Origin of the sequence: Neobacillus niacini NBRC 15566, from assembly GCF_001591505.1 — a bacterium.
Classification (GTDB): domain Bacteria; phylum Bacillota; class Bacilli; order Bacillales; family Cytobacillaceae; genus Neobacillus; species Neobacillus niacini.
The window spans coordinates 39,194-61,044 of the sequence record NZ_BCVA01000025.1 but is presented as its reverse complement, the minus strand read 5'-3'; the positions used below and the strand labels follow the sequence as shown (position 1 = coordinate 61,044).

Sequence of the window (21,851 nt, the reverse complement as noted above, 5' to 3'; positions counted from 1 at the left end):
CCTTAAACATTTATCACAAACCTTGTAACGATTCTCTTTTGTATTCTGACGGAGTAAAACCTGTATGTTTTTTGAATACCTGACTGAAATATTGAGGGTTTTCGCCATAACCTATTTTTTCAGCAATCTCGAATACTTTTACATCACTTTCTTTCTCTATCATACTTATGGCTAATTCAATTCTTAATCTCGTAATATAATTTGAAAACTTTTCCCCTGTTTCTTTTTTAAAAAGTTTGCCAAGATAATCGGCATTCATATATAACATCTCGTTCGCAACCCAATGCAGTGATAAATTTTCATTGCTGATATATTTATCAATCGTTTCAATAACCTTCTTAATAATCGTTGAATGCTTATTATTATTTTGATTAAAAAATGTTAAGGTGATTTCCTCGGCAACGCTTTCAAAAAACACCTTCAAATTTTGAATCGTGTCAATTGCTAAGAGTTGATTTAATTTTGTTAAATAAATATTCATCGCTTTTGGTTCACATAGACGAATCATCGCATTAAATAATTGGATTACATAGGACTTGGTGATATTGATATCAAGCCTTAGCTCGATTAACTGATTAAAAAATGTTTCTATTTCCGAATTAACTTCAACCCAGGAGCCTGATTTCACCAATCGGCAAAAGGTTTGATCATTATAATAGAATTCTAATTCCTCTGATGGGTTTTGATAGGTAATATCTTTTTTAGTGATAACTCCGCCTTCTCCTAAATAAAAACGATAAGCTAAACAATCGAGTGCTTCACTGTATAATTTATTCGCAGTACTTAATTTCCCTGTATCACTGATTGCGACTGTAGAATCTAGTTGGTAATATTGATAGAATGTTTTTTTTATCTTCTCTATTTGAGTGAGTAGTATTGAGTAGCTGCAATCATCCTCGATAAGAAACAATATTGTTTCCCCTGCCATACAACTTAAAATATAAGAATCAAAAATATGTTCAGCAATATTTTTTATGGCAAACATATGCTCAAATTCAAAATTCCCTTCAAGTTGAAATAAAACCAGCCTAACGTTCGGTGTATGTAAATCGATATTAAAAAGCTTTTGATAATAAAATAGATCTTTGTTTTCGTAACGGTTAGTAATGAATTCTTTTAACAGTTGTTCTTTAGCATAGGGCAGAACACTGTCTAATGTTCCTTTCATCTTTTGAATGAATTGTTCCCGAATTTGGTTTTGTTTCAAATCCTCACAGATTTCTGATACCGCATCCATAATGGAATTCTCATTACAGGGTTTTAAAAGATAATGCTTCACCCCGTATTGCATCGCCTGTTTAGCAAAATCAAATTCGCTGAAACCTGATAACAAGATAAATCGTATATGGGGAAATACGCTATTTACCTTTGCAACAAGCTCGAGACCATTCATTCCAGGCATTTTAATATCACTAATCACGATGTCTGGCTGCTGATGTTCAATAATGCCAAACGCCTCTACCCCATTTTTTGCGGTACCAATTAAATTTGTCCCGATTGACCCCCAATTGATTACCTTTGACATCCCTTCTGTAATGATCCGTTCATCATCCACTAGCAATACCTTATACATGGTTCTCCCCCTTATCGAAAGGTAAAACAATGATCACTTTCGTCCCCTTATTCGGTTCACTTTCAATCTCTACTCCAAATCTCTCTCCATAGGCCAATTTAATTCTGTCATTAATATTCGACAAGCCTACACCCTGTCCTCTGGTTTTTACTTCTCCGCGTTTTAACTTTTCTATAAAGGCTGACTCCATTCCGGGTCCATCATCCTCAACAATTAGTTTAATATAATCTTTTTCAACGATTGAATAAACACTAATTTTACAAGGTTCAATCTTCGGCTCCAGTGCATAATGGATGGCATTTTCCACTAGAGGCTGCAACGTAAGCTTCGGAATATAGAAACCTCCAATATCAGAATCTACCTCCATGTGGAAATCCAATCTTTCTTCGAATCTATATTTTTGAATGATCACATAATTTCCCACAACATTAAGCTCTTCTTCAATCGTAATCAGGGGTTGTTTTAAACTGATTGAATTGCGCAGTAAAAATCCAAGTGCTTCTACCATTCTAGAAATTTGCGTCTGTCCGTTTCCTTTTGCTAACCAATTAATAGATTCTAACGTATTGTATAAAAAGTGAGGATTAATTTGGGCCTGCAGTGCCTTGAACTCTGTCTCTTTTATCGTAAGCTGTTTAGAGTAATTTTCATGAATAAGTTCATCGATTTGTTGGATCATTGTCTGGAAATTCTGCTGAAGTTTACCAACCTCATCCTCTTGGTTTATTGGCGTTTTCAATGCCTTCCTGCTTGCCTCCTTAAAATCCCCAACTTTTACATACTGCATACTAGCTACCAGATTCTCCAAGGGAATTGTAATGTTTCTGGCAAATCGAATTCCAACTATCGTTACAACAACAAACATGAGGATAAAGATTATGACCAAAATCGTTTTTACCATATTGATATTCTCAAAGATTTGATTAAAAGGAATAAGGTTCAAGTAACCCCAATTAAAGTAGGTGGATTTTATGTGAACAAGGAAATAGTTTTTATTGTTGATTTTTTTTATTTGATAACCTGAATCTGATTTTTGGGAATCTAAAGATATTGCTGCCTCTTTAAATAATGATTTCGTTTCTTTAGGAAAAAGAATATTACTGTCCCTGACAATTAAGAATTCCCCATCTATTTTTTTAGAGCCTTCTAAAATATTTGCAACCAGTTTGTCCATATTAATATAGATGATGAGTGTACCAAGATTGTCAAAGCTTAAGTTACGAAACTGTCTGATTTCTCGGGCAGTAGCAAATGTAAAATCATTCTTCTCAGGATTCAACCAAACATTACTGCCATTAGCATGTATGGCCATCTTGGTAATATCGGCTTTTTGCGCTGGGGTAAGTTTGACTGTCCTAGGTCCGACTACATATTCTTCTCCATTTACATCAACTAAATTAATCGATTGGATATATTCTTCTTTGTTTGCATAGCTTAAAAGCTTGTCTAACATGTTCGTTCGGATACGAAATTTATCATAGTCGGTACTATCTTCACTGATTGATGATAAATATTGCTGGATTTGGGAATCGGTCAGAATATTATAGGAAAGTTCCTCTAAATTTTTCAATTCACTCTCAATACTATTTGAGGAAGTACTTAAAACCTGTGATGACTTACTATAAATCTGTTCATCGTAAATCTGAAAAGCATACTGTAATCCAAAAAAAGTAAAAGAAAATGATATGATCATAATCCAGGATACTAGTAGAAAAAGTTTGTATTTAATTTGTAAATTATTGTACTTCATCTTTACTCTATCAAGTATCTTCTTCATTGAGGTTATTTCTCCATTTTCAATAGTAGCTGTAAGCGCAGTCATTCGTGGGAAGTAAAAATTATTTTCTTTTTACTAAAAATTTTCTGTGAAATTAATTAGATTTTAACATTTACTCTGTGTTTTTCCTAGTGGTATTTGTTTGTTTATGTCGTACAAGGTTAGTATTCATCTCAAAAAAATGGCCCTCAAAAGTTGAGGGCTTCTGTGCGTTTATCCAGCGTCCAGTGAGGAATAATGTGATGTATATAATTTCCAATAATAACCTCTCTGTTGAATCAATTCTTCATGTGTTCCTTCTTCAATAATTTTACCTTTCTCAATAAATAGGATCTTTGAAGCGTTTTGAATGGTTGAAAGACGATGGGCGATAATAAAAGAAGTTCTTCCCGAGAGCAGGGCCTCGAGTCCCTTTTGTAAAGCAAGTTCCGTCTCAGTATCAATCGAAGAAGTTGCCTCATCTAAAATTAGAATTTTAGGATCGGCTAGTAGTGCACGGGCAAAAGAGATTAACTGCCTTTGACCATTCGAAAGAACGGATCCCCTCTCATTTACCTCGGTACGATAACCATCCCTTAATCCCATAATAAATTGGTGGGCTTGCACTGCCTTTGCTGCTTCGATTACTTCTTCGTCAGTTGCATCCAACCTTCCGTAGCGAATATTATCCATTATGGTTCCCGAGAAAATAAAAGGATCCTGAAGCATCACTCCCATTTGTTTACGCAGCGATGAAATGGTTACAGATTTTATATCGATATCATCAATTTTTATTGCCCCGCTATTAATGTCATAAAAACGACTTATTAAACTGACAATGGTGGTTTTTCCAGATCCCGTCGGTCCTACAATCGCAATGGATTCACCCGGATTGGCCTTGAAATTGATAGAATCTAAATTCCTTTCACTCTCTTCATATCCAAAGACTACATTCTCGAATTCTACTTTTCCTTTTATCAGCGGCAGTTCATTCGCTCCAGGGACACTTGAAATGGTTGGTTTTTCATCCATCATTTCAAAAATACGTTCCAGATAGGCAGATGCATTAATAATCGCATTATAAAAGTTTCCAATGTTCGCAAGCGGTGTCCAAAACATCCAAATATACCCGATAAAAGCAACCAATGCGCCGACTGTGATTCCATCACCAATCATGCTGATCCCTATGACATAAACAAGTGAAACCGTTAGGACAGATATATTCTCAATTGACGGCCAAAGTAAAAACTGAATTTTGACCGCTCTTAGCCAGGCACCCCTGTATCCATTTGATACTCCATAGAAGATTTTTTTATTTTCTTCTTCCCGGACAAACGCTTGAGTCACTTTAATTCCATTAATGCTTTCATGTATATAGGCATTCATATTCGATTGCTTATTACTTAAATTTTGCCATGCCTTGCGCTGGGCGTTTTTAATGATAAAAATAATCCCTGCAAGAACCGGGAAACCAGCCATTGCATACATGGTCAGCTTCACATCAATCGCGAGCATAAAGCCGATGATGACAAATAAGCTGAATAAATCGGTAATCAAATTAATTAAGCCGTTCGAAAGCAGGTCACTTAATGAATTAACATAGTTCACAACCCTGACTAAAATTTTTCCATGCGGACGGCTGTCAAAAAACGAAAAGGAGAGCTTTTGTAAGTGGGTAAATAAATCTTTTCGGATATTTTTTATGACACTGTGACCAATTTGGGACATCATTCTGATTCTGTATTTCATACAGATTCCAGTAATCGTTAACGCACCTAAATAAATAACACCAAGTATGACCAGACCCTGAACATCCTTACTAGGAATTTCTTCGTCAATTGCCTGTTTGATTAAGTATGGGCCAATTAAATTGGCCCCGCTGGCAGCCAGCATTATTAGAACTGTCACCATAATCTTTGTTTTATAAGGTTTTAAATAGGTTAGTAACCTTTTAAGATGAACGAAATTAAAGGGTGTTTCCAGCTCTTCATCTACATTAAATTTATTACGTGCCAAAGTTTGTCACTTCCTTGCCATTAGGTGAATGTCAAAGTTCCCATACTGATTCTGAAAGACGTTGTAATAGTATCCTCTTTTCAAAAGTAACTCTTCATGGGTGCCTCTCTCGATGATTCTTCCATCATCCATGACGAGAATTACATCTGCGTCTTTCACTGAGGAAATTCGATGCGCAATAATAAAACAGGTTTTATTTTCCTGAATGGAATGTAACGTGTGTTGAATTCGTTCTTCTGTCTCCATATCCACGCTTGAAGTGGTATCATCCAATATAAGGATGTTTGGATCTTTAAGAAGCGCTCTAGCAAGAGCAATTCGCTGTTTCTGACCGCCTGATAGACCTACACCCCTCTCACCAACAATCGTGTCATAGCCCTCTGGCATCGAAGTAATAAAATCATGAGCCTCGGCTTTTCTGGCCGCTTCATAAACCTCTTCCAAAGTCGCAGTTGGATTTCCATATGCGATGTTCCCTTCAATCGTATCGGAAAAAAGAAAAATATCCTGCATGACCATTCCCATTGATGATCTTAATTTATGAATATCCCATTCCTTCACATTGATTCCACCTACTTTTATATCACCACAGGTACAGTCATAAAATCGGCTCAATAGATTCACTAATGTAGACTTTCCCGAACCTGTTGGTCCAATGATCCCTACTGTCTGCCCTGGTTGAGCAACAAAGCTAAGGTCTTCTAACACCATGCCATCACCATAGCTAAAATAAACGTTGTTAAACTCCACTGTTCCAACAGTAGCTTGAATATTTTGTTCATCTCCATTAGTGATTTGTGATTTGGTTTCAAGGAGATCCTCCACTTTTTCAGCAGACGCAATAAATCTTTGAACATCATTAATTAGCCAGCCCGCCATCCGCATTGGATTATTCAGCGCCCAAATCAAGGAATTAAAAACGACGAGTTCTCCAATGGTAAGTGACCCGGAAATAACCATCGTACCTCCGACTAAGATCATCACAACCGTTAAGACACCTGCAAGTGAATCCAAAACAGGTAAATTTTTCTCCCACACTTTTGCCGATTGAAGATTTCGATCCTTAAAGGCTTCGTTCTCGATTGAAAATTTTTCAATTTCATAGCTTTCTTTTGCAAAAGCTTTTACTACCCGATTTCCACTGATATTTTCTTGTACCACTGAATTTAGCCTGGCAAACTGATTTCTGATTTCTGTGAATGTTGGCTTCACGTCACGGGATAATCGGTAGGCAAAAAAGCCGATAATCGGTGCGATGGCTATAATGGCTACCGTTAATGGCGGATGAATCGTAAACATAAAGATAATAGCGAAAATTAAAATCGTTGCATTTTCAAAAATCATATAAATGGTCCATGCTGTAAAATGCCGAATCGCTTCCATGTCACCTGTCATTCGGGCCATGATATCTCCCGTTTTGGTACGATTATAAAAAGAAAAATCCAACTGAAGAAGACGATTATAGAGGTTTTCTCTCATGGTAAAAATAACGCTTTGGGACATTTTTTCAAACATGATCTGATATCCGTAGCGAACGCAGGTCCTGACAACGGTTATACCAATCATGGTTGCTAACAATGGCCATAACAAACCTGTATTTCCGGCGAACATGACATCATCGACGATTTTTCCTGCTAGATAAGGATTTACCATATTAAGAGCGGAAACCGCTAGCGCCAACAACAAACCACTATATAGCCTGAATTTATGGTTCCGAATATAACTCCATGCCCAACGCAAACTCTGCATACAACCTCGCCTCCTTTGAAACATAAATAAATCTTATTTAATAACTCTGCTAGTTATGCAAGAAAGACAAGTACTTTTCTTAAAAAAACCACCAAAGTTTGGTGGTTTTTTATCCGTCCCGAATTCAACTATTAATTTAAATAAAATACTTGCTTTAGTTCGGTGGAAACAGGGCTGTTATCAGGATTTGTTTCCATAATATCCTTCATATACGCCCACCACTTTTGACAAATCTCCGTTTCGGCCATTTTACTCCACTTTTCTTCGCTCTCAATTTCAACATACGCGAAAAGGGTATTGGTCTTTTCGTCTAGGAAAATTGAATAATGATGAGCGCCGTGTTTCTTTAGTTCTGTTGCCATTTCGGGCCATAACTCGTCATGGCGTTTTTTATATTCCTCTTGGAATCCGGGAAACAATTTCATGATAGATGCTTTTCGGATCATCGTAAATCCTCCTAAAATTTAATCATTTTATATTCAAATCTCCCTAGTATAAGTTTACCCGGTTCTATTGCTCTATTGGTCTGCAAGTCTATGCCTGCTTGTGGGATCGTGACGGAGCCGCCATTGCCGTCCATGTTGATAATAAACCAAACGGTGTAATCCTCACCATGTCTTGGAGCCACTATAGTACCTTTAGATACATCAGTTCTCAATGTAATACCTGCTTCTTGTGAATAGTGGTCAACAAGTTTCTGCAGCAGGAGGTCTCCAGCTCCCTCTACTGGCAATGAGCCCAACATGACAATTTTGCCTTCCCCCAGCCTTGTTTCTGTGATAAAGGCTTTGCCTTTAGAAAGACCCTCTTCAATAGTTCCAACAGCACTATTGGCATCTGCTTCAAAAACGGAGCTCCATAATCCTAATGGCGCAGAAGTACCAAACGCATGCCCAATCGTTCCTGTTCCATCCATTGGGTAAGTGTAGAGCACTTCAACACCTGCAAGTTTCTCCAGCTTCCCTAATGCCCTATCTGTATGCACCGTATGGTGTCCGGTTCGCCCGCCTGTTAATGGTCCGGCAATCCAAATGCCGCCATTTTCCACAAACTGCTTCGCACGTGCGAGATACTCAGAAGATAAATAGTGAATAAACGGTGTGAACAATAGCTTATACCCGTTTAGGCTTGCTCCTTCTGGAATGACATCACGGTGAATCCCCATTGATACGATACGTTTATAAAAATCAGTCATTAATGTTCGATGATTTAAATCACGGTGAGGTTCGGTTTTTAAAAATGCCTTGCCTCGGTCAGAATAGGTAATCGCCAATTCCGCCTGAGATGGTTGAGTCGAAGTGATAATCTCTTCTATTTCCTTTCTCATCGCTTCTACTTCTAACACATTCGCATAACCAACTGTAGGTTTCCCCCATGCACTAATCACAGATCCATGAGGCTGTTCACAGCCCGCACGCTGCTGTCTCCATAACCAATAACAAAACGCTTCTGCACCTAATGCGTAGGCGGCTGCCGCTTCTACTTTTAAATATCCATTTGGATGAGGACTTGCATAACTTTCTAATGAAGCTGCATAGGATGGACTCGTCTCCATCACCCAGTAATTTCTGCCTTTTTTGAAGTTTCTCCACAAATCGTTGTTAATTAAATAATTTTCGACGTAATCAATGGTGGCATAGGTATCAAACGAAGCAAAGTCCAAGTTTTTGAATAGTCTCTCATTGTCTACACTAAAAAAAACAGAACTATTATGTGTAATTGGCGCAGCTGTATATTTTCTAATAATTTCTGCTTGATCATCGGAAAACTCAGCTATTTTTTCCATTGAAAAGATTTGGTACATCGTACTTAATGATGAGTTGTGTAAAAACGGTGCAGGTCCTGGCTGCGGTACCTGTTCAAAGCGATGATAATATTCACTCCAAATTTTTGTACCCCAAGCGTCATTTAAATTTTCTACCGTTTCATAACGATTCTTTAACCACTCATGCCATTGTTTTTTGCAGGTGTTACACATACATTCGCTGACATGACATTTGAACTCATTATCAATCTGCCAGCCTATCACTCCTGTCAAGCCGCCAACTGCTTTGGCTAGATTTTCAGTAATCAGTGCGGCTCTTTCTCTAAAATAAGGATTGTTGGTACAAGCATGCTGCCTGGAACCATGTCCCATTACCTTTCCATCCCGATCAACATACATTCGCTCGGGATGTCCATCACTGAACCAAATTGGAGGGGTGGGCGTCGGCGTACACATGACCGTTTCAATGCCATTTTCATAGAGCTTTTCTATAGTGGTAACAAAAAAGCTATAATCAAACTTATTCTCTTCCGGCTCCATTGTGTGCCATGCAAATTCACCGATTCTAACCACATTTATTCCGGTTTCCTTCATTAATTTAATATCTTCTTCGATCACCTTTTCGTCCCATAGCTCCGGATAATAGGCAGCTCCATGATATAACTTTTTACCCATATTTATCACCTCGTCAGACTATCAATCTATTATTTTATATAAGGCACTATTGGCAGCTGGAGTTCCTTAATTCCCTCAATTACTAGCTTTCCAACTTCCAGTGCACCATGTTCGCAAAAGTGTGTATTATCCTCGATACCATTCGGGTAATTTGGATGTTCATTGGCGGCGAATTGCGTAAACAATTTCCTTGACCCTTCAACACCTAACGTTTCATAAAGCCTTTCTGTTTTTTCCAAAAGATTGATCAGCTGGACATCTAATATCTGAGCCAGCTGTATCATCGACGTAGGATAGTCCCCTAGCGTATTGACTATTTTTCCCTGTTCATCAAAATTTCTTCGATGTACAGAAGTAACTAAGATCGGGATTGCCCCTTTCTCTCTGGCCCCATTAACATATTCCGTCAGATACGACTCGTAGGTTGTAAATGGTTCCGTACCGAATGATTTTTGGTCATTATGACCAAATTGAATAAACAGGAAATCGTTGGGACCGATGAACTCAAGAATGATATCTAAATACCCTATTTCAATAAAGGTATTGGTACTTGCTCCACCCTTGGCGATATTAAGAACTTTTACTTCCTCAGAAAAAAAGGATTGGAACAATTGTCCCCAGCCCGCCATCGGTGCCTCATTACGTGGACAGCTCGCCACGGTTGAATCCCCTGCTAAGAAAATATGGATGGGTTTACTTTCATTATTTTTCATCTATTTTCCTCCTTTGCGAAGAATTTCTCTGCCAGCCTTTTGGCTAATTCATCATCTGACAACGGATTTCGGTGAGTATTCTCCAAATAAATATATTTTTCCGTTTCCGGCATCAGGTATTCTTTGTACCAAAGGAAGAAATCAGGACAGTCCCCCTGCATCCGTAGGAACCTCCGCAATGCTTCCAGCGAATAAATGGTACTGTCTATGTTGGTTAACCAATCTCCCCGATAAAAATGTTCCCACTTCCCATGTTCTGCCCGTTTTAAAGATCGCTTAGATTCCTTGTAATAATCAATGGATTTAGAGGCATGGACAAAAGCAAGTGGATAATTTTTTTGGGTAAAAGAAAGATAGGCGTTACAAAGAGAAATAAACCCTTTACAACCGGAGGCATGTAATTCACCTTGCATTAAAAGCTGATCATCAAAACGCTGTCGGTCTTCTTCTAGTAACTGTAAAGAAAGGTCCCTGCACTGTTGTAAAAACTCTTCCCAGCCGGTTAAACCACTCTGACATTTTCCCATAAACCAGTTCACTTGATCGATAAAAGAAATTTCACCCGTAGCCCAATACAATTTTTCCAGCGGAAAATCTGTTTTTCCTTGAAGCCAATGGCCCAACATCTTTCTTGCTGGATGGTGGTAAAACTCGTCTCCAGCTTTGTCATCTCGATTAGGACCATAGGAAATACTCTTTTCAAAATAACTTCTATAGAGCTGGGCAATTTCCCTCGTATTCTTTTTATATAGACGCTCAATAAATGCCATTAGGTGTTCTTGAATATCAATTTTACCGTTATTCCATAAATGACTGACAATATCCAGCGGGTAAAGATGCATGCGGATATTACCGCTATTAAGCAGCAGGTAGGAACATGCACCTGCTTCAAACGCCTTTTCCAGCTCTTCTTTTAACATCTCCGGCGGAGACGTAAACATGGTTAAATGATTAGAAGCCTGTAGGTCATGGAAAGTGATATGATAATAAATTCCATGTTCCCCGCTGTCACCAGCGGCTGGAAGAGAAGGAATCCGGTAATTTTCATTTCCCTGTCTCCTAGACACCATCTTGCCATAACCGTTATCTGCCCATATTTTTATAACATTCTCAGGAACCTGTATATGACCTGCTTTGTAAAGTTCGGAGATTTCTCCATATAAAGCCATGGAGCAGATAGGATGGTCTACTGATTCTTTTATCATTTCATATTGCCTATGGATGACCTTGGAAATCATGGCACCTCTTTTTTCTGGTGTATCAAATTGAGGATCATAATGCCAAAACGGGGCATCTCCCTGCCCGCGGAACGAAAGGACCCACACTATTTTCTGATTTTTTTGTTTTTGAATAGCTTCCTCCCATAAGGACTCAAATAATTCTGGATGTTCCTTATAGCTAGGTGTTTTACCTGGAAATGCCCTTAAAAACATTTCAGCACCTAACGGTTCAGCGTGATGGTGAGTAACCCACAACCCCATTTCAGATGCTAAATCTGCATGAATCCCATGCTTAGGAAGATCGGTGCCAGGGATAACCATGTTTCCCCCGCATCGTAATAAAGCTTCGAAAACAGGAAACCATATTTCTTTTGATGGCGGGTATTCTTCCTTCCATCCAAGGAGGCAGACCTCATCATTTACAAACCAGCCGCGGTACCTTACCGTTTTTTCAGGTGAATTGAAATCGTTTGCTGATATATGTACGTTCGTCTTTTGTTTAACAGGAATATCGCCCCAATACCAAAAAGGGTCTACCTCCAAATATTGACGGCTATATTCAAGCAAACCATAAATAATTCCTAAATCATCATAACCGATAATATGGAATGACCATTTTCCATTAGTTTCTACAAAGCGATAGCTATAAGCTTCAGGTCTTACGGGACATTCTTTGTCAGTTAATGCATATCTAATTACCAAATCGGCTTTTTCGTTCAAGGATGTTTCCAGTCTTGGCGGTTTTCCGAATACGTTGGTATGATCTCTCATGATCATATCCACAGCATGCTTGACAGAAGTTGGTATATTTTCTGGTACGGATATAATAGAATTACCATCAATCACAACATAGGAAGACTGCATATTCCCCCTCCTTTTACCTTAGTAAATAATAAGTCTATTATTCAAAATAACCTGTGGATGGTTGCCGCATTCCACAGGTTATTTTATTTACAAACTCTTATTTTCTCTTTTTAATAGTAGTGATAAAAAGGCTAAGACAAGCCCTTGTCCCCATCCTTGTACTCGTTTATAAGGCACTTCTCTATAACCATCCGCATCAAACATGACAGCCGTTCCTGCAGATACTCCCATAACCGAACCGTCTTCTCTTATTTGAGCAAGGATTCCTTCGACTGATCTTTGTATATATTTGTTATATAATTTGCCGCTTGTTAACAGTGCTGCGGCAATTCCAGCTGAACCTGAAGTTTCAAGATAAGAATCAGGGTCGTCTAAGATTGTATGCCAAAGTCCTGTTTCCGATTGCAAGCGAACCAAAGCACTTAATTGATCACGTAAGGATCCTTGAATAATCATAAACGAAGGGTGCTGAACCTCAATTAGTTCAAGTGCCCGTGCCATAGTGTACGCCGCCCAGCTGTTTCCTCTTGCCCAAAAAATTCCTGACATATGATTTTGCGCAAGGTTATCCCAGCCATGATAATAGAGGTTTGTTCTATCATCCTGGAGAAACTCTTCATGTCCATGATATTGCTTTAATCCAAAGTTGAAGTAATCTTCCCGGTCTAACAGGTTCCCGATTCTCAGTAAGAAATACCCTGCCATAAACATGGTATCGACCCATGCCTGCTCAGGGAATTGATATTTATCGCCGTTTACGGTATGCTGCAGAACACCATCGGCAAATCGCTCGGCATCATGAAGCAGATAATCTGCCATTTTAACGGCGGTCTCTATATACTTTTCTTCATTTGTCGCTTTGTATAGTGTTAATAGTACGTGACCGATGGAAGAAGCATTTACCGTTAACCGAGGCAGCCCATCTTCTAATTCTGAATCAACCCAAGCCTTTATCGCTTGTAGATATTTCTCTTCACCGGTTGCTTCAAAAGCTTCAGCCACACCGAAAAAGGCAACTCCACCTGGCCAATCCCAACCGAAATCCATGTTAAACGTTCGCTCAACAACCCGATCAATTGCTTGAGAAATCTTGGTTTCCTGAAGTACTAATTGTGTCATGTTTATCCTCCTTTATCTGGAACTAATAGGCTCCTATGTTTCCCGCTATCTTGATTTCCTGCTTGAACGGTGATCAAAACGCCTCTTTGATTCCCGCTACTTTGATTTTTCTGCTTGAACGGTAATCAATACGACTCTTTGATTCCCGCTTTCTTGATTTCTCTGCTCCAACGGTAACCAATACGACTCTTTGGTTCCCGCTATCTTGATTTTCCTGCTTCAACGGTAACCAATACGCAACTTTGGTTCCCACTTTCTTGATTTCTCTGCTTCAACGGTAACCAATACGACTCTTTAATTCCCGCTTTCTTGATTTTTCTGCTCCAACGGTAACCAATACGACTCTTTGGTCCCGCTATCTTGATTTTCCTGCTCCAACGGTAACCAATACGACTCTTTGATTCCCGCTATCTTTATTTCTCTCCTTCAAAGGTAACCAAACTCAAAAAACAGCCTTTTGCATAGAAAAATCTACGTTACTTTTCAATAATTCCTTGATCTTCATTGGCTTATTTTCTTTAACAGAACGCCATACACCCTCACCTACTGCAATGGAGTATGCTCCTGCCTCTGCACCTGCTAAAATGGAGTAAGAGCGTGTCTGATCGACTCCCATGAAAAGGTCCTCTAACAACACAGGGTCGCCGCCTCCGTGTCCCCCTCCAGTTTGGAGAACTTGAATGGTCTCTTTTGCCCCGCCAAACAACGGAAAGAACTCAATGGTTTGTTCTGGAACAGAAAATGGAATTCGGCTAGGTTCGTGAAATTCAGTGGTTTCAATTCTTCCTTTCGTTCCGTTGATGGCTAAACGATAGCCTTCATATGGAAGTGAAAAATTCACGGAATAGCTTAAGAATGCACCTTTATCATATTTAACAGTCGCTACATACGTATCTTCGATTTCAATTTCGTGGTCAAAGATACAAGAATCAGGACGATAATGGGTATAATTTTGAGCTGACTTTTCTATGCTATCCGCTTTAATGTGGTCATCTTTAACGGCTAAATTATTTCTGCGGTTCGACCAGCGCATATAGTATGCACATGATAGCTTCTCATCGCATGTACTACAATAACGATTGTCATTTGGGCTTGGATTAAATTCCCCGTCTTTACCGAAGTAATTTAAGGCTCCATAGGCAAACACTTCTTCAGGATTCTGATCGATCCACCAATTGACTAGGTCAAAATGGTGTGTCGACTTATGAATTGATAATCCGCCTGAAAAATTCCGGTTGCGGTTCCACCGTTTAAAGTAGCTGGCGCCATGAAAGGTATCAATATACCAATTCAAATCAACCGACGTGACTCTGCCAATTTTCCCTTCTAGTATCAGTTCTTTTATTTTTCGGTGAAACGGATTATAACGATAGTTAAAGGCGACAATTACTTTTCCCTTACTATTCTTTTCTGCTTCTACTACTCTTCTAGCATCATCTGCTTTTGTCACCATTGGTTTTTCTGTTATTACAGTTAAGTCATTCTCTAATCCTAGTAATATATAATCGACATGCGTATCGTCTCGGCTTGTCACAATCACGGTATCAGGATTTGTCTCATCAATCATTTGCTGAAACTGGTCTGGATGATATGCGGGAACAGACTTTAATTCTTCGAAACTATCCTTACAAATTTCAATTCTCCTTGAATCGCTGTCTAGGACACCTACAATTTGGTTATGGGAACCAAATTGATTCACAATAGAATGAATAAACATTCCTAATGCTCGATTACTTAATCCACAAACAACTATTTTATTCATTGTCTTCCCCCCATTACTGCTCTCTTTTTTATAAGATATTCTTATATTCTGTGATATAAGTACTCGACTAATGAGAGTATCGCCATTGATTGTCCATACGGCATAGCTGTGACAGGAATTTGTTTGTAAAATTCTTGTGTTTCCCCCATCGCTGTTCCAGCAGAAACAAGCTGTAGTTCACCAGTTTCATTAATATTTTCAATCACCGCCTGTATCGCCTTTAAGCCCATATCACTGTATTTCTTTTCCACATAGCGTTTACGAACTGCTCTTAATGTTCCAAAAGCAAAACCAGCTGTACAGGATGCCTCCACATAGGAGGTTGGATCGAGCAGCAGGGTATGCCATAAACCGTTTTCATTTTGGCATGAGACCAATGCTTCTAATTGTCTTTCGAGAGTATCGATCAACACTTGTCGCACCGGGTCATTCTCCGGAAGTTCTACTAAATCTAAAAATTCAGGGATGGCAATCGTAATCCATGAGTTCCCGCGTCCCCACAACGCTTCCGCAAAGTTATGATTTCCTTCAAACGTCCACCCATGGAACCACAATCCAGTTTTCTTATCAAATAAATATTTAATATGTATTAAAAATTGCTTCTTTGCCTCTTCCACATATTTCGGCTTATTTAGTAATAAACCAATTTTCGTTAATGGCAGAACACTCATCATTAAGGTGTCATCCCATAATTGCTGGTAATTTTCATTTCCAAAAACAACATGCTGGATTCCGCCATCCTTGGTTCTTGGCATATCGTGATACAGCCAGTCACCCCAGGTTTCTAAATATGGAAGGTAGGTGGGATTCCCTGTTTCTTCATACAAATATGCAAGCGTTAACATTTGTACCATCGTGTTAACATTTTTTTCGACAGGAGGTTCTTTAAATTGATCATCAAACCATTTGACAATAATCTTTAATACTTCTTCCTTTTTGGTTAATTTATAATATTTCATCATTCCATAAAGGCCGACACCCGCTGTCCATTCCCAATAGTTAAAACTCTTATTATCAATTTTCCTTCCATCTGCAAGGGGGATCGCATATTTCCCATCTGGATCATTTAGGTTTATTAAGTTATCAATTAGGAGCTCAATTTTCTGTTCGATTTCTTGTCTATGCATCTATGATTTCCTCCTCGCGGCTAACACATTTTAAAAGATTCCTAGTATATACTGTTTCATTATATTTCAACTATTTTTAGGATTTAATTTAAAATTCAGTTTTTATTTATTAAAAAACAGTGATTTCGTTATTTTTGAGCTGATTCTCATCGTAATAGCAGAGTAATAGGTCTTTTGGGCTGTGTTAATAGACTTAAACTGCAATTTTTGTTACTAGATAGCACTGTTTTTTTATTAAAAAGAACTGATTATTAAATTTATCGTTCAGAATATTTAAAATACAATTTCATTGTAAGCGTGTTCATAGTCAAACAAAAATAAGGAGGAAACCACATTTGAAGAAAAAATTTACGAAAAAAGTCCTTTCTACCGCACTCGTTTTTCCCCTGCTCTTAACAGGTGTATCAGGTGTATCTGCTGGCGAAACTCAGAAAATCAAAGTCACTAGTAATCTCCCAGGCATTCAATTAGAGTACCTTGACAGAGGCTTAGTTGCGGCACCAACATCACAAGGTGTCTTCCTAAGCTGGAGATTATTAGCAAATGAATTGACAGGTTACTCTGAAACTGGATTAACTGGCGTAAACTTCAATGTCTACCGAGATGGTAAATTGATTAGCACGGTAGAAGACAGCACTAACTTTGTTGATCCGGATGGTAAATCGGATTCACACTATTATGTTCGCTCTGTTTTAAACGGAAAGGAGCTTGATCAAAGTGCTTCCATCTCACCTTGGAAGCAAGGCTATGTTGATTTACAGCTGCAAAAGCCAGCAGATGGAGTAACTCCTGCTGGTGAAAGCTATACCTATTCAGCCAATGATATGAGTGTTGGAGATGTTGATGGAGACGGGCAATATGAGTATTTTGTTAAGTGGGATCCTTCCAATTCCAAAGACGTTTCCCAAGTAGGATACACTGGCAACACTTATATTGATTGTTATAAATCTGATGGAACTCTATTATATAGGATAGATTTAGGCGTAAATATTCGCTCTGGCGCACACTATACACAGTTCTTAGTTTATGATTTTGATGGTGACGGCAAATCCGAAATTATGTTCAAAACGGCTCCTGGGACTAAGGTTATGAAGTTTGATAAGAATGGAAATGTTGTATCGGAAGAATTTATTACCCTTCCGCAAAAGGACATCGTTGCTGGATATAGTAATGAAGATGACTACCGGATGAGCAGCGAAGATTATTATAATCATGTCGTTAACATGTTTATGGGCTGGCATCAGCATGAAGAAGTAGTAAATGGAAATTGGCCAAGCACACTAGAAGAGGCATTTGGTATGGATAAACAATATAGCTATCCATTATCAAAAGAAGATGCTGAGAAACTAACAAACTATTTCATGGATGTCTATGCACCTTCTCGAAGTGCCCGAAATAATTTACGGGCTTTCGAAGGATTTATTTTAGAAGGCCCAGAGTATTTAACGGTATTTAATGGGGCAACAGGCGAAGAAATGGATACGATTGATTATAAACCGGCTCGACATGATGATGGTCTCATGTGGGGTGACTATGCGATGGCTAGAATTGAACCAGGCAACCGTGTCGACCGTTTCCTAGCAAATGTCGCTTACCTTGATGGTGATAAACCATATGCGGTATTTGCACGTGGATATTACACTAGATCCAATCTCGTTACATATAGCTGGGATGGGGAAAACCTTAAGGAAAATTGGGCAATTGACAGCGGTTGGACACCCATGACCAATCCATTTAATGATGGCCCGCATGGCAGAGACGGAACTGATCCGGAATATGGCACTCTTACCACACAAGGTGCACACTCCCTGAGTGCTGCAGATGTGGATGGCGACGGCAAACAAGAAATTGTATACGGCAGTGCCACCATTGATGATGATGGCTCCTTGTTATACAGTTCAATGGGTACTATGCCTGCAGAAAGTGCAGCACCTGGTACCACAGCAAGACTTGGGCATGGCGATGCCATGCATGTAACGGATATTGATCCGAACAGGCCGGGACTGGAAATCTTTATGGTTCACGAAGGCGGAGCATGGGCACCGTATGGTTATTCATTACGAGATGCAAAAACCGGAGAAATCATTTATGGGGGCTATACCGGCAAGGATACTGGCCGCGGAATGGTTGGTGACGTGGATCCCGCGAAACCTGGTTTAGAAACTTGGGCAGTTGGATTATGGACTGCAGATGGAAAACGGATTTCTGCGAATGCTCCTGGGACGAATATGAATATTAAATGGGCTGCCGACATGACCACACAAATTGTGAATGGATCGGGCAATAATACGCCTACGATTGACGATTGGCAAAAAAGCAGAGTCCTAACTTCTACGGATACTAGAACGAATAACGGAACAAAGGGTAACCCAAGTTTAGTGGCAGATATTTTCGGAGACTGGAGAGAAGAACTGTTAGTAAGAACCGCTGATAGTTCAGCCATTCGTATTTATACGAGTACTGAGGTGACAAACCATAAATTGTATACGCTTATGCATGATGTTCAATATCGTGCGGAAGTAGCAAGACAAAGTACCACTTATAATCAGCCATCGTATACAAGCTTCTACTTTGGCTCAGATACAAACTGGGCAAATGTCCCTGTTCCAAACTTTTCAACACCTGGTGTGTTGTCAGTATTAGCGGGAGCGATGTCTGAATATCAAGCCAACGGAGAATTGACTGGACCGCTAGTTGCCAAACTAGAAAATTCACTTAGACAAGCAGAACACCACTTGGAAAAAGGTTCTGTAGTTCAGGCATTGAAATTTATTGAGCAATACCAATCTGAACTTAATCATAGCCGAAACACAGCTAACATTTCTGATCATGCTAGACTAAACTTATCACATAAAGCTGAATTATTAATGGGTATGTGGGAAAGAATAGATAATTAATTACAAAAATAGGCATTTTCCTATTGACCACTTGAAAAAATCATATTAAAATTTCATCAATATTCATTTACAAATTCAGGCAATGAAAAGGACATGAATCATTCGTAAACTTTCTTTTCCAGAGAACAGGGTCACCGGCTGAAAGCCCTGAAGAAAAACGAATTGATTTACCACCTTGGAGCTATTATGGGGAATCACAGTATCTATAATCGGTAAATCCGTTATCTTTTTGAGCGTAAGTTTACTTACGGAATTAGGGTGGCACCACGACCACACTCGTCCCTACTTTTGGGAAGAGTGTGGTCTTTTTTATTTAAAATTAATAGTCCAGCGTTGAAGAGGACATGAATCATTCGTACTTTTTCTTTACCAGAGAGCAGGGTCACCGGCTGAAAGCCCTGTAGAAAAGTGAATGATTTACCACCTTGGAGCTATTATGGGGAATCATAGTACCTATAATCGGGTAATCCGTTATCTTTTTGAGCGTAAGGTAGTCTATACTTTACGGAATTAGGGTGGTACCACGACCACACTCGTCCCTATTGCTGGGAAGAGTGTGGTCTTTTTTATTACTTTGTTAAAAACAGGTGGTGGATTTCACACGAAAATACATTATGAAGGACTAATCTTATTAAGGAATCTTATGATTTGTCTTTCATCGGGCTTATGAAGGACTAATCTCCTTAAAGAATCTTATGATTTGTCTTTCATCGGGCTTATGAAGGACAAATCTCTTTAAGGAATCTAATGATTTGTCTATCATCATACTTATGAAAGACAAATCCCATTGGGAACCCTTCCGATTTGTCCTTCATTGACCAATTACACCAGTGTACTACTAAATCAACAATGAAATTAAACAAAGCATTATTAATCTAAAAAATTATACAATCCAGCGTTGAAAAGGACATGAATCATTCGTACATTTTCTTTACCAGAGAACAGGGTCACCGGCTGAAAGCCCTGAAGAAAAGTGAATGATTTACCACCTTGGAGCTATTATAGGGAAATCTAAGTATCTATAATCGGATAATCCGTTATCTTTTTGAGCGTAAGGTGGCTAATACTTTACGGAATTAGGGTGGTACCACGACCACACTCGTCCCTATTTGCTGGGAAGAGTGTGGTCTTTTTTTTTATATAACTTAAACTTTAGGAGGAATTCACATGTCTATTCAATCAGAAGCAGAGCTAAGAAACCATAGGAAGTTAGGTCAGGAGTTAGAATTATTCACTTCCATGGAAGAGGCGCCAGGGATGCCATTTTTCTTACCAAACGGAATGGTAGTCCGGAATGAACTTGAAAATCTATGGAGGAAAAAACACAAAAAGGCTGGTTATCAGGAAATTAAAACACCTATTATGATGAAACAGGAACTTTGGGAACAATCGGGCCACTGGGATCATTACCACGAAAATATGTACTTCAGTAATGTCGATAACCAAAATTATGCGATTAAGCCCATGAGTTGTCCTGGGGCAATCTTAATTTTCAACAGCAAACGGCGAAGCTATCGAGAATTGCCGATTCGTTTTGCTGAGCTAGGATTAGTGCACAGGCATGAACTATCAGGTTCTTTAAATGGACTTTTACGGGTTCGTTCCTTTACTCAAGATGACGCGCATTTATTTGTCACAGTTGACCAGATTGAGCCTGAAATTGATAAAGTCCTTGATTTAGTGGATGAGTTTTACTCCCATTTTGGTTTTGACTATAAGGTAGAACTTTCTACTCGACCAGATGAATACATGGGAGCCGAAGTAATTTGGGATCAAGCAGAAGCAGCGTTGGAATCAGTTTTAAAAAAGAAAGGTATTAACTACCAGTTAAATCCTGGTGATGGCGCATTTTATGGTCCAAAAATTGATTTTCACATTCTCGATTCACTCGGGAGAAGCTGGCAATGCGGTACAGTTCAATTGGATTTTTTAATGCCGGAAAAGTTTAATTGTTCATATGTTGGTGAAGATAATAACCTTCATCAACCGGTTATGATTCATCGAGCCATATATGGTTCAGTGGAGCGTTTTATGGCCATCTTAATTGAACATTATGGCGGCGACTTTCCACTTTGGCTGTCACCGGTTCAGGCAAAAGTAATCCCTATTGCTGATTCACATTCTGTTTTTGCAGAACAAGTGAAGTCCCAACTGGAATCAGCAGGGATCCGAGTGGAAGCCGATTACAGAAATGAGAAGATGGGATTGAAAATTAGAGAGGCTGAAAAACAAAAGATTCCGTATATGTTTGTAATTGGCGATAAAGAGGTCGAGAACCATTGCTTAGCGGTAAGAAAGAAAAAAGCAGGAAACGTTGGCGTGATGAGCGTTGAAGCAATTATTGAACTGTTCATGGAAGAAATGAACCTTATTAGGTAAAATATCCTTCAGCCCAAAAGAATTCTAATTCTTTTGGGCCATTTTTATTACCTTTTTCCCTTAAATTTTCACCGTGCGGGCATGATTCTCCCAGTATCGTTACCCTATTCTCTTAAAACTCCCCCACATGGGCATGATACTCCGAGTATCGTTACTCTTTTTACTTAAAATTTCACCACACGGGTACGATTCTCCATCTATTATATTTTCCATCCTCATGTCCTTTTGGATTTACT

14 protein-coding genes and 3 other annotated features are annotated in these 21,851 nt (G+C 38.9%); of the genes, 2 read left to right on the top strand and 12 right to left on the bottom strand.

Going from position 1 to position 21,851, the window contains the following annotated elements; genetic code table 11:
* Positions 1-13 precede the first annotated feature (13 nt).
* The 12 genes from BANA01_RS17575 to bglB all read right to left on the bottom strand — a co-directional run bounded on the left by BANA01_RS17575 (position 14) and on the right by bglB (position 16,339).
* Positions 14-1,573 (bottom strand): response regulator transcription factor, encoded by a 1,560-nt coding sequence (locus tag BANA01_RS17575; protein WP_063254150.1) that lies wholly within the window; start codon positions 1,571-1,573, stop codon positions 14-16.
* Positions 1,566-3,395 carry a sensor histidine kinase gene (locus tag BANA01_RS17570; RefSeq protein ID WP_082799574.1) on the bottom strand — a complete coding sequence of 610 codons (1,830 nt, stop codon included), beginning with the start codon at positions 3,393-3,395 and terminating at the stop codon, positions 1,566-1,568. Before BANA01_RS17570 ends, BANA01_RS17575 begins: the two co-directional genes overlap by 8 nt.
* A 168-nt stretch (positions 3,396-3,563) precedes the next feature.
* Positions 3,564-5,345, bottom strand: coding sequence for an ABC transporter ATP-binding protein (locus BANA01_RS17565; RefSeq protein ID WP_063254148.1), 1,782 nt, complete (start codon positions 5,343-5,345; stop codon positions 3,564-3,566).
* A 6-nt stretch (positions 5,346-5,351) separates the two neighbouring features.
* Positions 5,352-7,094, bottom strand: a complete 1,743-nt coding sequence (locus BANA01_RS17560; protein ID WP_063254147.1) for an ABC transporter ATP-binding protein — start codon at positions 7,092-7,094, stop codon at positions 5,352-5,354.
* A 131-nt stretch (positions 7,095-7,225) separates the two neighbouring features.
* Complete coding sequence (gene rhaM, locus BANA01_RS17555) at positions 7,226-7,540, bottom strand: L-rhamnose mutarotase (RefSeq protein ID WP_063254146.1); 315 nt, start codon at positions 7,538-7,540, stop codon at positions 7,226-7,228.
* Positions 7,541-7,551: 11 nt separating this feature from the next.
* Positions 7,552-9,534, bottom strand: coding sequence for a beta-galactosidase (locus BANA01_RS17550; RefSeq protein ID WP_063254145.1), 1,983 nt, complete (start codon positions 9,532-9,534; stop codon positions 7,552-7,554).
* A 29-nt stretch (positions 9,535-9,563) separates the two neighbouring features.
* On the bottom strand, positions 9,564-10,247 hold the full coding sequence (locus BANA01_RS17545) for a rhamnogalacturonan acetylesterase (RefSeq protein ID WP_063254144.1): 684 nt from the start codon (positions 10,245-10,247) through the stop codon (positions 9,564-9,566).
* Complete coding sequence (locus BANA01_RS17540) at positions 10,244-12,331, bottom strand: glycosyl hydrolase 115 family protein (protein WP_063254143.1); 2,088 nt, start codon at positions 12,329-12,331, stop codon at positions 10,244-10,246. The genes BANA01_RS17545 and BANA01_RS17540 overlap by 4 nt, the downstream gene beginning before the upstream one ends.
* Before the next feature lie 87 nt (positions 12,332-12,418).
* Positions 12,419-13,450: a glycoside hydrolase family 88/105 protein gene (locus BANA01_RS17535; protein WP_063254142.1), complete on the bottom strand. Its 1,032-nt coding sequence runs from the start codon at positions 13,448-13,450 to the stop codon at positions 12,419-12,421.
* A 73-nt stretch (positions 13,451-13,523) separates the two neighbouring features.
* Positions 13,524-13,673, bottom strand: a complete 150-nt coding sequence (locus BANA01_RS17530) for a hypothetical protein (RefSeq protein WP_169803713.1) — start codon at positions 13,671-13,673, stop codon at positions 13,524-13,526.
* Between the two features lie 219 nt (positions 13,674-13,892).
* Positions 13,893-15,212, bottom strand: coding sequence for a Gfo/Idh/MocA family protein (locus tag BANA01_RS17525; RefSeq protein WP_063254140.1), 1,320 nt, complete (start codon positions 15,210-15,212; stop codon positions 13,893-13,895).
* Positions 15,213-15,253: 41 nt separating this feature from the next.
* Entirely contained in the window at positions 15,254-16,339 is a 1,086-nt protein-coding gene (gene bglB, locus BANA01_RS17520; protein WP_063254139.1) for a beta-galactosidase BglB, read from the bottom strand.
* Between the two features lie 335 nt (positions 16,340-16,674).
* Between bglB and BANA01_RS17515 the strand changes: the two genes are divergently transcribed.
* Both BANA01_RS17515 and thrS read left to right on the top strand, forming a co-directional pair.
* Positions 16,675-19,236 (top strand): rhamnogalacturonan lyase, encoded by a 2,562-nt coding sequence (locus BANA01_RS17515; RefSeq protein ID WP_034676675.1) that lies wholly within the window; start codon positions 16,675-16,677, stop codon positions 19,234-19,236.
* A gap of 73 nt (positions 19,237-19,309) precedes the next feature.
* Positions 19,310-19,523, top strand: a binding site (T-box leader).
* Positions 19,524-19,560: 37 nt separating this feature from the next.
* Positions 19,561-19,780: a binding site (T-box leader), on the top strand.
* 345 nt (positions 19,781-20,125) lie between these two features.
* Positions 20,126-20,346, top strand: a binding site (T-box leader).
* 57 nt (positions 20,347-20,403) lie between these two features.
* Complete coding sequence (thrS, locus tag BANA01_RS17510) at positions 20,404-21,615, top strand: threonine--tRNA ligase (protein WP_052106430.1); 1,212 nt, start codon at positions 20,404-20,406, stop codon at positions 21,613-21,615.
* The last annotated feature ends 236 nt before the right edge of the window (positions 21,616-21,851 follow it).

Coding starts and splice junctions, on each gene's coding strand:
- BANA01_RS17545 (WP_063254144.1), bottom strand. CDS start 10,247: ATGAAAAATAATGAAAGTAAACCCATCCATATTTTCTTAGCAGGGGAT.
- BANA01_RS17560 (WP_063254147.1), bottom strand. CDS start 7,094: ATGCAGAGTTTGCGTTGGGCATGGAGTTATATTCGGAACCATAAATTC.
- BANA01_RS17570 (WP_082799574.1), bottom strand. CDS start 3,395: ATGACTGCGCTTACAGCTACTATTGAAAATGGAGAAATAACCTCAATG.
- BANA01_RS17575 (WP_063254150.1), bottom strand. CDS start 1,573: ATGTATAAGGTATTGCTAGTGGATGATGAACGGATCATTACAGAAGGG.
- rhaM (WP_063254146.1), bottom strand. CDS start 7,540: ATGATCCGAAAAGCATCTATCATGAAATTGTTTCCCGGATTCCAAGAG.
- BANA01_RS17540 (WP_063254143.1), bottom strand. CDS start 12,331: ATGCAGTCTTCCTATGTTGTGATTGATGGTAATTCTATTATATCCGTA.
- BANA01_RS17535 (WP_063254142.1), bottom strand. CDS start 13,450: ATGACACAATTAGTACTTCAGGAAACCAAGATTTCTCAAGCAATTGAT.
- BANA01_RS17550 (WP_063254145.1), bottom strand. CDS start 9,534: ATGGGTAAAAAGTTATATCATGGAGCTGCCTATTATCCGGAGCTATGG.
- bglB (WP_063254139.1), bottom strand. CDS start 16,339: ATGCATAGACAAGAAATCGAACAGAAAATTGAGCTCCTAATTGATAAC.
- BANA01_RS17525 (WP_063254140.1), bottom strand. CDS start 15,212: ATGAATAAAATAGTTGTTTGTGGATTAAGTAATCGAGCATTAGGAATG.
- thrS (WP_052106430.1), top strand. CDS start 20,404: ATGTCTATTCAATCAGAAGCAGAGCTAAGAAACCATAGGAAGTTAGGT.